This window comes from Oxalobacteraceae bacterium OTU3CAMAD1, assembly GCA_024123915.1.
Lineage (GTDB): Bacteria > Pseudomonadota > Gammaproteobacteria > Burkholderiales > Burkholderiaceae_D > Rugamonas.
In genome coordinates this window covers 2,105,040-2,121,117 of sequence record CP099650.1, presented here as the reverse complement: position 1 = coordinate 2,121,117, position 16,078 = coordinate 2,105,040, and the positions used below count along the sequence as shown (strand labels likewise).

General features: G+C 66.5%; 11 protein-coding genes. All 11 read left to right on the top strand.

Annotation, left to right across the window (positions count from 1 at the left end):
- Positions 1-2 precede the first annotated feature (2 nt).
- The 11 genes from NHH88_09045 to NHH88_08995 all read left to right on the top strand — a co-directional run bounded on the left by NHH88_09045 (position 3) and on the right by NHH88_08995 (position 16,076).
- A complete protein-coding gene (locus NHH88_09045) occupies positions 3-899 on the top strand; it encodes an SMP-30/gluconolactonase/LRE family protein (GenBank protein USX15908.1) in 897 nt (298 codons plus the stop codon).
- 406 nt (positions 900-1,305) lie between these two features.
- Positions 1,306-2,778, top strand: a complete 1,473-nt coding sequence (gene zwf / locus NHH88_09040; protein USX15907.1) for a glucose-6-phosphate dehydrogenase — start codon at positions 1,306-1,308, stop codon at positions 2,776-2,778.
- A 16-nt stretch (positions 2,779-2,794) separates the two neighbouring features.
- Positions 2,795-3,649: an SIS domain-containing protein gene (locus NHH88_09035; GenBank protein ID USX15906.1), complete on the top strand. Its 855-nt coding sequence runs from the start codon at positions 2,795-2,797 to the stop codon at positions 3,647-3,649.
- A gap of 176 nt (positions 3,650-3,825) precedes the next feature.
- Positions 3,826-5,280, top strand: coding sequence for a recombinase RecA (locus tag NHH88_09030; protein ID USX15905.1), 1,455 nt, complete (start codon positions 3,826-3,828; stop codon positions 5,278-5,280).
- A 9-nt stretch (positions 5,281-5,289) separates the two neighbouring features.
- Positions 5,290-5,691 carry a response regulator gene (locus tag NHH88_09025; GenBank protein ID USX15904.1) on the top strand — a complete coding sequence of 134 codons (402 nt, stop codon included), beginning with the start codon at positions 5,290-5,292 and terminating at the stop codon, positions 5,689-5,691.
- 270 nt (positions 5,692-5,961) lie between these two features.
- Positions 5,962-6,897 carry a transaldolase gene (gene tal / locus NHH88_09020; protein ID USX15903.1) on the top strand — a complete coding sequence of 312 codons (936 nt, stop codon included), beginning with the start codon at positions 5,962-5,964 and terminating at the stop codon, positions 6,895-6,897.
- Between the two features lie 280 nt (positions 6,898-7,177).
- On the top strand, positions 7,178-8,377 hold the full coding sequence (locus tag NHH88_09015) for an efflux RND transporter periplasmic adaptor subunit (GenBank protein USX15902.1): 1,200 nt from the start codon (positions 7,178-7,180) through the stop codon (positions 8,375-8,377).
- Positions 8,378-8,389: 12 nt separating this feature from the next.
- Positions 8,390-11,542, top strand: coding sequence for an efflux RND transporter permease subunit (locus NHH88_09010; protein ID USX15901.1), 3,153 nt, complete (start codon positions 8,390-8,392; stop codon positions 11,540-11,542).
- A gap of 64 nt (positions 11,543-11,606) precedes the next feature.
- A complete protein-coding gene (locus tag NHH88_09005) occupies positions 11,607-13,028 on the top strand; it encodes an efflux transporter outer membrane subunit (protein USX17301.1) in 1,422 nt (473 codons plus the stop codon).
- A 100-nt stretch (positions 13,029-13,128) separates the two neighbouring features.
- Positions 13,129-14,208: a patatin-like phospholipase family protein gene (locus tag NHH88_09000; GenBank protein USX15900.1), complete on the top strand. Its 1,080-nt coding sequence runs from the start codon at positions 13,129-13,131 to the stop codon at positions 14,206-14,208.
- A 134-nt stretch (positions 14,209-14,342) separates the two neighbouring features.
- Positions 14,343-16,076, top strand: a complete 1,734-nt coding sequence (locus NHH88_08995) for a methyl-accepting chemotaxis protein (protein USX15899.1) — start codon at positions 14,343-14,345, stop codon at positions 16,074-16,076.
- The last annotated feature ends 2 nt before the right edge of the window (positions 16,077-16,078 follow it).

Sequence of the window (16,078 nt, the reverse complement as noted above, 5' to 3'; positions counted from 1 at the left end):
CCATGAGCGCACCGCACATCGAAGTGGCCTACGACGCCGTCATGCAAACCGGCGAATGCCCGCTGTGGCACGAGGGGGAGCAGGCGCTGTACTGGGTCGACATCCCCGCCTTTACCGTGCACCGGCTCGACCCGGCCAGCGGCGAGCACCGGTCGTGGCGTTTGTCGAGCGAACCGGCCAGCCTGGCCGTCAGCGACAACGGCGGCTTGATCGTCGCCATGCGCAGCGGCTTTTACCACCTCGACACCGGCAGCGACGAAGTCCGCATCACCGAGATCGCGCCGGCGCCGTACGACACCTCGCTGGCCCGCTTCAACGACGGCCGGGTCGATCCGGCCGGGCGTTTCTGGGTCGGCACCATCTACGAGCCGCGCGACCGGCCGGCCGCCGAGATGTTCGTGCTGGAACAGGGCGAGATCCGCAAGGCCTGGTCGGGCGGCATGACCAACTCGAACGGCCTCGCTTTTAGCCCGGACGGCAAGACCATGTACCACGCCGATACCACGGCGCATTTGGTGCGGCGCTTCGACTTCGACGTCGACGCCGGCACCGTGGAAAACCAGCGGCCGTTCATGCAGTTCTCGGCCGACAAGGCCATTAATTACGGCGGCCGTCCGGACGGCGCGGCGGTCGACAGCGACGGCAACTACTGGAGCGCGCTGTTCGAGGGCGGGCGGCTGGTCAAGCTGTCGCCCGAGGGCGAACTGCTCGACGAGATCAAGCTGCCGCTGCGCTGCCCGACGATGCTGGCCTTCGGCGGCGCCGATTTGCGCACCTTATATGTCACCAGCGCCGGCGAACGCCCGGCCGCCGAGCTGGAACAGTACCCGCTCAGCGGCAAGCTGCTGGCGATCAGGGTGGATGTCGCCGGCCGCGTAAATCCACCGTACCGGAATTAATTTGTGCCGCAGACGGCTCGCACATGGCGGATTACGCTGCGCTAATCCGCCCTACGTGTTTCCGATGTCGCGCATACGGCGTGGCCAGGCGCCACGTGGCCTGGACAAACCACGGATCCACGTAGGGCGGATTAGGCGGCACGCCGTAATCCGCCAACGCGCCGCCACGGCCTCCGCCACACCCCGGCAAAAACCGGCGCGACACTGTATAGTAGCTTCACTCCCAAGACCGCAAACCCATAACAAAAACACCAACGAAATGTAGTAAAATTACTTGCATTTCACCGCTTACCGTAGTAAATTTACACAATGAAAAATCGCCTCCGGTTATAGTGTCAAGCCGGCGGCGGCGCTCTGCAGCGACCTCCCATTCAGGCACACCCTACTCTTGCGACGACTCTCAATTATGGCTCTTACCGATTTTGATCTGGTTCTGTTCGGCGGCAGCGGCGATCTGGCGATGCGCAAATTGCTGCCGGCGATGTACGCCCGCGACGTGGCCAACGACTTGCCCCCGACCGCGCGCATCATCTGCGTCGGCCGCGCGGACGCCAGCCAGGAGGACTTCCTGCATACGGTCGAAACCACCTCCAAGCCCCACGTCAAGTCGCCGGCCATCACCCCGGCCGCCTGGACCCGCTTCACCGCGCGCATCGTCTACGTGTCCTTGAACGCCACCGACAGCGCCAGCTACAAGAACCTGGTCGAGGCGCTGCGCAAGGACGACGCCATCACCCGCGTCTACTACCTGGCCACGCCGCCGGCGATCTTCTCGCAGATCTGCGACAACCTCAAAGAGAACGGCCTGGTCACCAAGAACTCGCGCGTGGTGCTGGAAAAGCCGCTCGGGCGCGACCTCGCCTCGGCCAAGCAGATCAACGCCGAAGTGGGCAAAGTCTTCGAGGAATCGCAGATTTACCGGATCGACCACTACCTCGGCAAGGAAACCGTGCAGAACCTGCTGGCCCTGCGCTTCGGCAACATCCTGTTCGAGCCGCTGTGGCGCCGCGAATGGATCTCCGACGTGCAGATCACCATCGCCGAAAAACTCGGCGTCGGCAACCGCATGGGTTACTACGACACGTCGGGCGCGCTGCGCGACATGCTGCAAAACCACCTGCTGCAACTGTTGTGCATCGTCGCCATGGAGCCGCCGACCTCGATCGCCCCGGACGCCGTGCGCGACGCCAAGCTGCAAGTGCTGCGCTCGCTGAAAAAATTCACGCCGACCACCCTGGCGCAAAACATCGTGCGCGGCCAGTACCGCGCCGGCCACGTGGACGGCAAGGCCGTGCCGAGCTACCGCGACGAGCCGGACGCGCCGGAACACTCGCGCACCGAAACCTTTGTCGCCATGAAGGCGGAAATCGACACCTGGCGCTGGGCCGGCGTGCCTTTCTACCTGCGCACCGGCAAGCGCATGGCCGACGGCCTGGCCGAGATCGTCGTGCGCTTCAAGCAGATCCCGCACTCGATCTTCGCCCAGCCGACCAACAGCTTCCAGCCCAATTCGCTGGTCATCCGCCTGCAGCCCGACGAGGGCCTGCGTATGAACCTGATGGCCAAGACGCCCGGCGACGGCATGCGCCTGAAACAGGCCGAGCTGGAACTGGACTTCCGCGAATCGTTCAAATCGCCCCGCATGGACGCCTACGAGCGCCTGCTGCTGGACGTGCTGCGCGGCCAATTGACCCTGTTCATGCGCGGCGACGAACTGGAAGCGGCATGGGAATGGGTCGAGCCGATCCTGAACAACTGGGAAAGCGACGACAGCTATCCGATTCCGTACGCCTCCGGCACCTGGGGTCCGGCCGCCGCCTCCGCGCTGATCGGCCGCGACGGCCTGCAGTGGCGCGAAGAAGCGCTGCCGGAAGACTAAAAGCCCTAACGCTCCGATGCTGCTCGACTCCATCCGCACCCAGCTCGACTCGCTCTCCAAATCGGAGCGCAAAGTCGCGTTGGCCGTGCTCGACCACCCCGGCCAGACGGTCAGCCAGAACATCACCGCGCTCGCCAAAAGCGCGCAAGTGTCCGAGCCGACCGTGGTGCGCTTTTGCCGCACGCTGGGTTACGACGGCTGGCACGAGTTCAAGCTGAAACTGGCGCAGGGGCTGGCGCTGGCCCTGCCGGGCCTGAACGAGCAGCCGACCCAGGACGACCTCGCGGCCGACCTGGTCAACAAGATTTGCAGCCGCTCGATCAACACCCTGCTCGACCTGCGCAACAACCTCGACCCGGACGCCATCCAGAAGGCGCTCGACATCCTGGCGAAGGCCAACAAGATCGAGTTCTACGGCCAGGGCACGTCCGGCATCGTCGCCGCCGACGCCCAGCACAAGTTCTTCCGCTCCGGCGTGCCGACGGTGGCCTACGCCGACCCGCACATCCACAGCATCGCCGCCGCCCTGTTGCGCACCGGTGACGCCGTGGTCGCCATTTCCCAGCGCGGCAACAGCCCGTCGCTGGTGCGTTCGATCAAGCTGGCCCGCCGTGGCGGCGCCGACGTCATCGTGCTGGCGCCGTCCGGCACCCCGCTGGCCGACCTGGCCACGGTGCTCATCCCGATCGACCTGATCTTCAACATCGACCCCTACACGCCGATCTCGGCGCGCCTGGCGTATCTCGTCGTCATCGACGTGCTGGCCGTCGGCCTGGCGCTGCAGCGCGGCCCCGAATTTCGCAAGAAGATGCAGAACGCCCAAAAGGCGCTGCAAGAGTTCGACTTGCAATTCGACTCCTTCATCGGCTAAGCTCTCGGCTTACAAAAAAACCACTACCTGCTCCCGTGGGTGTGCTGGCGTACGCGGGCTTCGCGCGAGGCCTCCTATAATTGTTGCTGTGCTACAGTGTGTCTGTTTTTTACGCAGGCAACATTGCCGTTTGCACATGCAGTACGTTCGTGGCCGACGAGCCCCCGAGAGTGGACATGACTACCTTTACCTCCCATACCGCCCAACCCGCAGTGCGCATGCCGCTGCTGCAGACGGGCGTGTCCGGTTTCGACCAGATCCTCGGCGGCGGCTTTCCGGCCCACAGCCTGTATCTGATCCAGGGCCTGGCCGGCAGCGGCAAGACCACCCTGGCCTGCCAGATCGGTTTCCAGCACGCCCACCAGGGCAAGAAGGTGCTGATCCTGACCCTGATCGCCGAAACCCACGGCAAGATGCTCAACCACCTGAGCAGCTTCTCCTTCTTCGACGAGAAACTGGTCGGCGAGCGCATCATCTTCCTCGGCGCCTACAACGAACTGCTCAAGGGCGGCCTGCGCGAGCTGCTCAAGTCGATCGCCTCCACCCTGGCCGACCAGCGCCCCGACATCATGATCATCGACGGTTTCCGCACCGTGCGCGAGGCCAAGCCGTCGGACGTGGCGCTGTCGGAGTTCATGCTCTCGCTCAATTCGCTGGTGGCGACCATGCAGTGCACCACCTTCCTGCTCTCGCCCACCGAGGGCAACGTGGCCGACTCGGAAAACACCCTGGTCGACGGCTTGATCGAACTGAGCCAATATGAGCAGGGCTTGCAGCTGATCCGCGAGATCAAGGTGTTTAAGTTGCGCGGCAGCAAGCACCTGCTGGGTCGCCACGTGTTCGAGGTCGGCGTCGACGGCGTCGCCATCTACCCGCGCCTGGAGGCCGTCAGCACCGTTTCCGGCGCCACGCCGGCCGTCTCGCGCCAGCGCCTCGGCTTCGGCATCGCCGGCTGGGACAAACTGACCAACGGCGGCGTGGCGCGCGGCTCGACCACGGCGCTGCTGGGCAACCCCGGCGTCGGCAAGACGCTGATGGGCCTGCATTTCATCTACGAGGGACTGAAACGCGGGGAAAATTGCTTGATCGCCGGCTTCTACGAGTCGCCGCTGCGGCTGCTGGAAAAGTCGGTCAGCGTCGGCATGGACATGCGCCCGTATTACGACAGCGGCGCGCTCGAGATCATCTGGCACCCACCGCTCGAGGTGCTGGTCGACGCCATGGCCCAGGAAATGCTGCGCAATGTCGAGCGGCGCGGCGTCACGCGCCTGCTGATGGACGGCCTCGACGGCCTGCGCGAGATCGTCATCCACGACGGCCGCTCGCGCTCGTTCCTGGCCGCGCTGGTGAACGAACTGCGCTGCCGCAACGTGACGAGCTTCTTCACGCAAGAGCTGCCGTACTTCGGCACCGGGCCGGCGCACAGCGAAGTGTCGGCCTCGATGTTGTTTGAAAACATCATCCTGATGCGCTATGTCGACGTGCGCGGCATCAACCGGCGCCAGATCGGCGTGCTCAAGCTGCGCGAGAACAGCTACGACGCGGCCAACCACATCCTGCTCATCACCGACGAAGGCATGACGATCGAGGGCGCCGTGTTCGGCCCGGTCGTGCCGCCGCAGACGCTATAGCGAGATGACATGAGCGACTCCCCGGCTATCATGGACGCCAACCCGGATGGAAAAATCATCCTGGTGGTCGACGACGAGTTCGACGTCCTGTCGGCGTACACGATGCTGTTCGAATACCGCGGCTACCGCGTGCGCACCGCCGGCAACGGCGCCGAGGCGCTGGAGGCGGCCGCGCGCGAACGCCCGGACATCATCGTCTCCGACTACATGATGCCGGTGATGGACGGCGCCCAGCTGTGCCTGCAATGGCGAGCCGACCCGCACTTGGCCGCCATCCCCTTCATCCTGGCCAGCGCCGGCATCCCGCGCAAGGACGAAGTGGTGCCTTACGACACCTTCTTCCGCAAGCCGATCCGCTTCGAAGTGCTGCTCGAGGAAATCGCCCGCCTGATCGCCGCCCGCGCGGGCTGAGAGTAAGCCCGCCGAACCATGCCCCCCCCCCGGGAGACACGTAGGGCGGATTAGCGAAGCGTAATCCGCCATGCATGCGTCTCGACGGCTCATGCATTGGCGGATTACGGCGTTCCGCCTAATCCACCCTACGTGGAACCACGCGATGCACACACCGTTCCTACGATCGAATCCCAATATAACCACTATCGCGCACGCTTGCTTTCTCTCTGCGGCTGGCTTGAGTACAATAAGACAACGCAATCCCCTTACCTCTGATTGGCAGCGCACATGAACCAACTCGAACAGCTCAAGCAATTCACCACCGTGGTCGCCGACACCGGCGACTTCCAGTCGATCCAGGCCTACACGCCGCGCGACGCCACCACCAACCCGTCGCTGATCCTCAAGGCGGTGCAAAAGGACGAATACAAGCCGCTGCTGGAAAAAGCCGTGCGCGACAACCTCGACCGCTCGATCCCGGACACCATCGACCACCTGCTGGTGGCCTTCGGCAAGCAGATCCTGCGCATCATCCCGGGCCGCGTGTCGACCGAGATCGACGCCCGCCTGTCGTTCGACGTCGAGGGCTCGGTGGCCAAGGGCCGCGACCTGATCAAGCTGTACGAGGCGGCCGGCATCGGGCGCGAACGCGTGCTCATCAAGATGGCCGCCACCTGGGAGGGCATCCGCGCCGCCGAGATCCTGGAAAAGGAAGGCATCCGCTGCAACATGACCCTGCTGTTCTCGCTGGGCCAGGCGATCGCCTGCGCCGACGCCGGCGCCCAGCTGATCTCGCCGTTCGTCGGCCGCATCTACGACTGGTACAAGAAATCCACCGGCCTTGACTACACGGGCGCCGAAGACCCGGGCGTGCAATCGGTCAAGCGCATCTACAACTACTACCGCAAGTTCGGCTACAAGACCGAGGTCATGGGCGCGAGCTTCCGCAACACCGGCCAGATCCTGGAACTGGCCGGCTGCGACCTGCTCACCATCAGTCCGGAGCTGCTGCAAAAGCTGGCCGACACCGACGGCCCGGTCGAACGCAAGCTCAGCGCCGACAAAGTGCCGTCGTCGGGCATCATCAAACTGACCCAGGACGAGAAAACCTTCCGCTTCCAGCTCAACGAGGACCAGATGGCGTCCGAGAAGCTGGCCGAAGGCATCCGCGCCTTCTGCGCCGATTCGGGCAAACTGAAACAAATCATCTCCGGCATGCGCTGACCCCGGCATGACGGGCCGGGTCTGACCGGAAGGGGCGGGAGCACGGCGTTGGCCGTCCTCCCGCCCTTTGCCTTTTATGACGACTTCTCGGCAACCAATGGTCAAAATCCGGCCACCGGCCCACGGCCATCTTGCACCAAAATGCGGCAATTTCGCGCAACTCGCCACAAACGGATATATACAAAACGTTACATAACTGACTGTATTACAATGTTGCAGCCTCAGCCGGCAACCGCTCCGGCTGGCAAACGTCCAACACTATTCTTTCAGAGACCATCCAATGAGATCCGTCCCTCGTTCCACCGTATTCGCCTGCGCCGCCCTCACTCTCGCCGCTGCAGGGCTGAGCGCCTGCGGTAAGAAAGACGCCGCGCCCGCCGCCCCGCCGCCGCCGAAGGTGGCGGTTGTCACGGTCGCGCCGGCCAGCATCACGCTGACCAGCGAACTGCCCGGCCGCACCGAGGCCTCGCGCATCGCCGAGGTCCGCGCGCGCACCGCCGGCATCGTGCTGAAACGGGTGTTCAAGGAAGGCGGCGACGTCAAGGCCGGCGAGGTGCTGTTCCGCATCGATCCGGCCAGCTTCCAGGCCTCGTTCGACAGCGCCCAGGCCGCCGTCGGCCGCGCCGAGGCCAACCTGGCCCAGGCCGACCTGCGCGTCAAGCGCTACACGCCGCTGCTGGCCGCCCAGGCCGTCAGCCAGCAGGAATACGACGACGCCGTCACCTCGCAGAAGCAGGCCCGCGCCGACCTGGCCACCGCCAAAGCGGCGCGCACCAACGCCGGCCTGACCCTGGGTTACGCCACCGTCACCGCGCCGATCGCCGGCCGCATCGGCCGCGCGCTGGTGACCGAGGGCGCGCTGGTGGGCCAGGGAGAAGCCACGCCGATGGCCACGGTGCAGCAGCTCGATCCGATCTACGTCACCATCACGCAATCGTCGACCGAGCTGCTCAAGCTGCGCCGGGCGCTGGCCGACGGCAAACTGAAAAGCGCCGGCAAGGACGAAGCCCGCGTCTCGCTGGTAACCGAGGACGGCCAGACCTATCCGCAAACGGGCAAGCTGCTGTTCGCCGACGTCTCGGTCGACCAGACCACCGGCTCGGTGTCGATGCGCGCCGAGTTCCCGAATCCCAACCGCACCCTGCTGCCGGGCATGTACGTGCGCACCCGCCTGGAGCAAGGCGTCAACGAGGCCGCCATCACCGTACCGCAACAGGCCGTGGTGCGCGGCACCGATGGCGCCTCCGTGCTCATCGTCGGCGCCGACAACAAGGTCAGCGCCCAGCCGGTCAAGGCCGACGCCGCGCAGAACGGCAGCTGGGTCATCAGCTCCGGCCTCAAGGGCGGAGAACGCGTCATCGTCGAGGGTTTCCAGAAGGCCAAGCCCGGCGCCACCGTCACGCCGGAAGCCTGGAAGGGTCCGGTCGGCGCCGCCCCCGCAGTTGCCCCCGCAGCCGCTCCCGCCGCCGCCACCAAATAATCGGGAGACCAGATGGCAAAGTTCTTCATCGACCGCCCCGTTTTCGCGTGGGTGATCGCGTTGTTCATCCTGATCGGCGGCGCGCTGTCGATCACCCTGCTGCCGGTGGCGCAATACCCGACCATCGCGCCGCCGTCGATCGTCATCGACGCCAACTACCCGGGCGCGACCGCCCAGATCCTCGACGACGCCGTCACCAGCGTGATCGAACAGGAAATGAACGGCGCCGACGGCCTGCAATATGTCGAGTCGGTCAGCGACGGCAACGGCGCGGTATCGATCACCGTCACCTTCCTGCCCGGCACCAACCCCGACCTGGCCTCTGTCGACGTGCAAAACCGCATCAAGCGGGTCGAATCTCGCCTGCCGCAGGCGGTCACGCAACAGGGCGTCAACGTCAACAAAGCGCGCAGCAACATCCTGATGTTCGTCGGCGCCTCGTCGACCGACGGCAAGATGGACACGGCCGCCATCGGCGACTACCTGGCGCGCAACGTCGTCAATGAAATCAAGCGCCTGCCTGGTGTCGGCCAGGCCCAGCTGTTCGGCACCGAGCGCGCCATGCGCATCTGGATCGATCCGGCCAAGCTGCTCGGCCTGCGCCTGACGATGGCCGAGGTCACCGCCGCCATCCGCGCCCAGAACGCGCAAGTCACCGCCGGCACCCTGGGCGACCTGCCGTCGCCCGAATCGCAGGCCTACGCCGCGCCCATCGTCGTGCAAGGCCAGATGACGTCGCCGGAGGAATTCGGCAAGATCGTCCTGCGCGCCAACACCAACGGTTCCTTCGTGCGGTTGAGCGACGTGGCCCGCATCGAGATGGCCGGCGCCAACTTCAGCCGCAGCGCCCGCCTCGACGGCAAACCGTTCGTCGCCGTCGCCGTGCAGCAATCGCTGACCGGCAACGCGCTGGCCACCGCCACGCTGGTGCGCGCCAAGATGGACGAGCTGTCCAAGTTCTTCCCGCCGGGCCTGAAGTACACCGTGCCGTACGACACCTCGACCTTCGTCAAGATCTCGATCGAGGAAGTGGTCAAAACCCTGTTCGAGGCGGTGCTGCTGGTGTTCATCGTCATGTACATCTTCCTGCAGAACCTGCGCTACACCCTGATCCCGACCATCGTCGTGCCGATCGCGCTGATGGGCACCTTCGCCGTGATGCAGCTGGCCGGCTTCTCGATCAACGTGCTCACCATGTTCGGCATGGTGCTGGCGATCGGCATCCTGGTCGATGACGCCATCGTCGTCGTCGAAAACGTCGAGCGCATCATGAGCGAGGAAGGCTTGTCGCCGCGCGACGCCACCCGCAAGGCGATGTCGCAGATCACCGGCGCCATCGTCGGCATCACCCTGGTGCTGATCGCCGTGTTCATCCCGATGGCCTTCTTCGGCGGCGCCGTCGGCGCGATCTACCGCCAGTTCTCGCTGGCGATGGTGTCGGCCATGGTGTTCTCGGCGCTGATGGCGCTGACGCTGACGCCGGCGCTGTGCGCCACTATTTTGAAACCGGTCGAGGCGGGGCACCACATCGAGAAGAAGGGTTTCTTCGGCTGGTTCAACCGCAAGTTCGCCGTCACCGCCACCGGCTACCAGGGCATGATCGCCAAGATGCTTACGCGCACCGGCCGCTTCATGATCGTGTTCCTGCTCATCTGCGGCGTGGTCGGCTGGCTGTACGCGCGCCTACCGTCGTCGTTCCTGCCGAACGAGGACCAGGGCTACATCATCGCCAACGTCCAGCTGCCGCCGGGCGCCTCGCGCAGCCGCACCGAGGCCGTGCTGGCCCAGGTCGAGGACTACCTGCACAAGCAGCCGGCCGTGGCCCGCACCATCGCGGTGGCCGGTTTCAGCTTCTCCGGCGCCGGCCAGAACGTCGGCCTGGTGTTCGTGCCGCTCAAGGACTGGAGCGAGCGCGGTCCGGACGACGCCGCAGACAAGGTCGCCGCGCGCGCGCTGCGCGCCCTGTCGGGCATCGCCGACGCCGTGGTCTTCCCGCTCAGCCCTCCGCCGATCCGCGAACTGGGCAACGCCACCGGCATCACCGCGCGCCTGCAGGACCGCGCCGGCGCCGGCCACGCCGGCCTGCTCGACGCCCGCAACCAGTTGCTGTCCCTGGCCGGCAAGAGCGAGATCCTCAAGGGCGTGCGCCCCGAGGGCCTGGAAGACGCGCCGCAACTGCAGATCGACGTCGACCGCGACAAGGCCAACGCGCTGGGCGTGGCGTTCGCCGACATCAACAGCCTGCTGTCGGTGGGCCTGGGGTCGAGCTATGTCAACGACTTCACCAGCAGCGGACGCCAGCAGCGCGTCATCGTGCAGGCCGATGCGCCGCAGCGCCTGCAACCGGAGGACCTGATGCGCCTGAACGTGCGCAGCGCCTCGGGCGGCATGGTGCCGATGTCCGCTTTTGCCAGCACGCGCTGGATCAACGGCCCGGTGCAGCTGGTGCGCTACAACGGCTATCCGGCCATCAAGCTGACCGGCGACGCCGCCCCGGGACGCAGCACCGGCGAGGCCATGGCCGAACTGGAACGCCTGGCCACGCAACTGCCGCCCGGCTTCAGCATCGAATGGACCGGCCAGTCGCTGGAGGAGAAAACCTCCGGTTCGCAGGCGCCGGCGCTGTTCGCGCTGTCGATGCTGGCCGCCTTCCTGGTGCTGGCCGCGCTGTATGAAAGCGAATCGATCCCGGTCGCGGTGCTGCTGGTGGTGCCGCTGGGGATCCTGGGCGCGCTGCTCGGCGCCCACATCCGCGACCTGCCCAACGACGTATACTTCAAGGTCGGCCTGATCGCGATTATCGGCCTGTCGGCCAAGAACGCGATCCTGATCATCGAATTCGCCAAGGACCTGCAGGCGCAGGGCATGGGCCTGATCGAGGCGACGCTGGAGGCGGTGCACCTGCGCTTCCGCCCCATCATCATGACCTCGCTCGCGTTCATCCTCGGCGTGCTGCCGCTGGTGATCGCCACCGGCGCCGGCTCGGCCAGCCAGCGCGCCATCGGCACCGGCGTCATGGGCGGCATGATCACGGCGACGGTGCTGGCAGTGTTCCTGGTGCCGGTATTCTTCGTGGTGATCCGCAGAATCTTCAAGGGCAGCGAACGCCAACGCAAGTTGGCCGCTCACGAAATGGACGACAAAAAGCATGAGACTTATGACTAACCCGGCCCGCGCCTCCCTCCCCGCCGCGCGCGCGAGCTTGCTGGCCAAGCAGTTGGCAACCGCGATGCTGGGCGCGACGCTGCTGTCGGCCTGCTCGCTGGCGCCGACTTATAAGCGTCCCGACGCCCCGGTGGCCGCCGCCTTCCCGGCCGACGACGCCGGCAAGGCCGCAAAGACCGGCGCGGCGCCATCCGCCGCAACCAACCAGCGCGATGCCATCGACACCGGCTGGCGCGAGTACTTCAACGAGCCACGCCTGCAACAGCTGATCGCGGCCGCGCTGGAGAACAACCGCGACCTGCGCACCGCCGCGCTGCGCATCGAAGAGGCGCGCGCGCTGTACAACGTGCAGTCGGCCGACCGCCTGCCCAACCTGAACGCCAGCGTCGGCGCCACCCGCGCCAAGACGCCCGCCACGGTATCGCCCACCGGCGAGAGCACGATCGGCCGCCGCGTCGACGCCGGCCTGTCGATCTCCTCGTTCGAGCTCGATTTCTTCGGCCGCGTGAAAAGCCTGAACGACGCCGCGCTGGCGGCCTACCTGGCCACCGATGAGGCGCGCCAGGCGGCGCAAATCAGCCTGGTCGCGCAAGTGGCGCAGGCTTACTTCACCGAGCGTGCCTACGCCGAGCAGTATGCGCTGGCGCAGCAAAGCTACGAGGCGCGCGCCCGCACCTACAAGCTCACGCAGCAGCGCGCCGAAGTGGGCGCCTCGTCGCGGCTGGACCTGCGCTCCAACGAAACGCTGATGGAGACGGCGCGCGCCGCCGCGCTGACCCTGGCGCGCCAGCGCGCGCAAGCCGAAAACGCCCTGACCCTGCTGGTCGGCCAGCCTTCGGCCACCGGCGCCGCCGGCACGAATGCCGGCGCCATGCCGACCGACAGCCAGATCGATGCGCTCAGCGCCGTGCCGGCCGGGCTGCCGTCCGACCTGCTGGCGCGCCGGCCCGACATCCGCGCCGCCGAACAGCGGCTCAAATCGGCCAACGCCAACATCGGCGCCGCGCGCGCGGCCTTCTTCCCGCGCATCAGCCTGACGGCGGCGATCGGCAGCACCAGCCCGACCCTGGGCGGGCTGTTCGACAGCGGCACCGGCAGCTGGTCGTTCGCGCCGCAACTGGTGCTGCCGATCTTCGACGCCGGCCGCAACCGCGCCAACCTGACCCTGACCGAAGTGCGCAAGAACATCGCGGTGGCCGACTACGAGAAGACCATCCAGACCGCCTTCCGCGAGGTGGCCGACGCGCTGGCCGCGCGCGACTACCTGGGCGAACAGGTCGCCGCGCAACGCGCGGTGCAGGATGCGCAGGCGGACCGCCTGAAGCTGTCGCAACTGCGCTTCGACAACGGCGTCGCCAGTTCGCTCGATGTGCTGGACGCGCAGCGCGAGCTGTTCAGCGCGCAGCAATCGCTGGTGCAGGCGCGCTTGTTGCGCACGACCAGCGCGATCGACCTGTATCGCGCCTTGGGCGGCGGCATAAAATAGCACCCGGAACCCCGGCACACCGGGGTCGTACCCGCTGGGTACGACCCCATGCGGTTCACGCCGTGCGGGTTAAAACCCTCCTACTTAACGCATACACCGCATGTCGTCGCCAATTACTATCCGCCTCGGTCAACGCGCACGCCAACGCATCTCCGCCGAGGGCATGCAAGCGGCCGACATCGCCATCATCCCGGCCGCCGCCGGCGGCCCCAAAGGCCTGATCCTCAACGGCCTCGATCAATGGCTGTTCGGCTCCTGGCTCAAAGCGGCCCCGCGTCCGCGCAAGCTGGTTGGCGCCTCGATCGGCGCCTGGCGCATGGCCGCTTCCGCCTTCGACGATCCGGCCGCCGCCCACAAACGCCTGGCCCACCTGTACGCCCACCAGCGCTATCCGGCCAGGGTCACCGCCGCCTACGTCAGCCAGACCTGCCGCGCGCTGCTCGACGAACTGCTCGACGGCCGCGCCGCCGAAGCGGTCGACCATCCCCACCACCACGTCAGCGTGCTGACCGCGCGCGGCACCGGCGCGCTGGCGCGGGCCAACGGCGTGCGCTGGCGCGAGATGGCCGGCTTCCTGCTGGCCGCCGCCGGCAACGCCGTCTCTCGCGACCGCCTGGCCGGGGCGATGGAACGCGTGATCTTCCACAACCGCCGCGACGACGCGCACTGGCTGCGCGACCCGTTCGACGCCTTCGCCGGCCATTTCGTCGATCTGTCGGCGGCCAACCTGCGCGATGCGCTGCTGGCCTCCGGTTCCATCCCGCTGGTGCTGGAGGCGGTGACGGCCATCGCCGGCGCGCCCGACGGCGCCTACTGGGACGGCGGCTTGATCGACTATCACCTGCACCTGCCCTACCAGCGCGACCCCGGCCTGGTGCTGTACCCGCACTTCAGCGACTACATCGTGCCCGGCTGGCTGGACAAGTCGATGCCGTGGCGCCGCGCCGGCGAAGGCGACCCCGCCCTCGGCAACCTGATACTGGTCTCGCCGTCCGCATCCTTCGTCGCCACGCTCCCCAACGGCAAACCGCCGGACCGCAAGGATTTCACCGCCTACGGCCAGAACCACGCCGCCCGCATCCGCGACTGGACGCGCGCCATCGCCGAGAGCGAACGCATGGCCGAAGCCTTCGCCCGCTGGTGCGAAAAGCCCGATATAAAGGCAACATTGTCTTTTTAGATAAGACACATTGTTTCATATCCGCAACAGAACGTCACGGATCACATGACCGGCCGCAAGGCGGGGCGCATACTTGCGCCTATCAAGCCGCGCCGCCTCGGCGCGGCTGTCGTCTATTGCTATTGGAGTAAATCATGAACTTTCTGTCGCATACGCGCATCGGCACCCGCCTCGCCATCGCGTTCGCCATCGTCCTGCTACTGGCGGTCGTCGCCACCACGGCGGGCCTGGTCAACGCCCGCAGCAACGCCGCCGCCACCAAACAGATGATGGAGCAGCCGCTGGCCAAGGAGCGCCTGGTCTCGGACTGGTACGTGCTGATCTACTCCGCCGTCGCCCGCACCGAACTGATCGCGCGCAGCAAGGACGACACCTTGCCGGTGGTGTTCGCCGACACCATCGCCGCCAGCACCAAGCGCGGCGGCGAGTTGCTGGGCAAGGTCAAGGAACTGCTGGCCAGCGACGACGAACGCAAGCTGTACGACGCCACCATCGCGCTGCGCGCCGCCTACCAGAAGGCCAAGAACGAAGTCGGCGACATCCGCAAAGCCGGCGACGACGCCGCCGCCGAAGCGGCCTACCGCGACAAGTTCCTGCCGGCCGCCGAGGCCTACAAGAACAAGGTCAACGAGCTGCTGGCCTACCAGCGCAAGGCGATCGACGATACCGCGCACGCGATCGACGACGCCAACGCCCGCAGCAACACGCTGCTGTTGATCCTGACGGTGCTGATGGTCGCGATCGGCTCGCTGGCGGCGTGGATCATCTCGCGCTCGATCACCGCGCCGCTCAAGTCGGCGATCGACATCGCCGCGACGGTCGCCAACGGCGACCTGACCACCCGCTTCGACGGCCCCACGTCGCGCTCCGAAATCGGCGAACTGATGACCGCCCTGAAGGGCATGAACGACTCGCTGCGCAATGTCGTCAACCAGGTGCAGGTCGGCACCAAGACCATCGCCAGCGCCTCCAACGAAATCGCCGCCGGCAATATGGACCTGTCGCAGCGCACCGAGGAACAAGCCAGCTCGCTGGAGGAAACCGCGTCGTCGATGGAGGAACTGACGTCGACCGTTCGCCAGAACGCCGAAAACGCGCGCCAGGCCAACCAGCTGGCGCACGCCGCCTCCGACGTGGCCGAACGCGGCGGCTCGATCGTCGGCCAGGTGGTCAACACCATGGGCACGATCAACGACTCGTCGCGCAAAATCTTCGACATCATCAGCGTCATCGACGGCATCGCCTTCCAGACCAACATCCTGGCGCTGAACGCGGCGGTGGAAGCGGCGCGCGCCGGCGAACAGGGACGCGGCTTCGCGGTGGTCGCCTCGGAGGTGCGCAATCTGGCGCAGCGCTCGGCGGCGGCGGCCAAGGAGATCAAGGAGTTGATCGGCAATTCGGTCGAGCAGGTCGACATCGGCTCCAAGCTGGTGCAACAGGCCGGCAGCACGATGAACGAGGTGGTGGACAGCGTGCGCCGCGTGACGGACATCATGGGCGAGATCACCTCGGCCAGCAGCGAGCAAAGCATCGGGATCGACCAGGTCAACACCGCCATCACGCAGATGGACCAGGTCACGCAGCAGAACGCCGCGCTGGTCGAGGAAGCCGCCGCGGCGGCGGCCAGCATGCAGGAACAGGCCGAGCGCCTGGCGGATGTGGCGTCGTCGTTCAAGCTGGATGACGATGGTGCGCGCCAGACATTGGCCGCGCCACCGGCCGCGCGCAAGATCGCCGTCAAGGCGCCGGTCCGCTCCGCGCCCGCCGCCCCGAAAAAGCCGGCCGTCCGCCTGGCGTCGTCCAGCGCCAGCAGCAACGCCCGCAGGCCCGCCACGGTCGGCAACGACAAGGATTGGGAAGAGTTCTAACC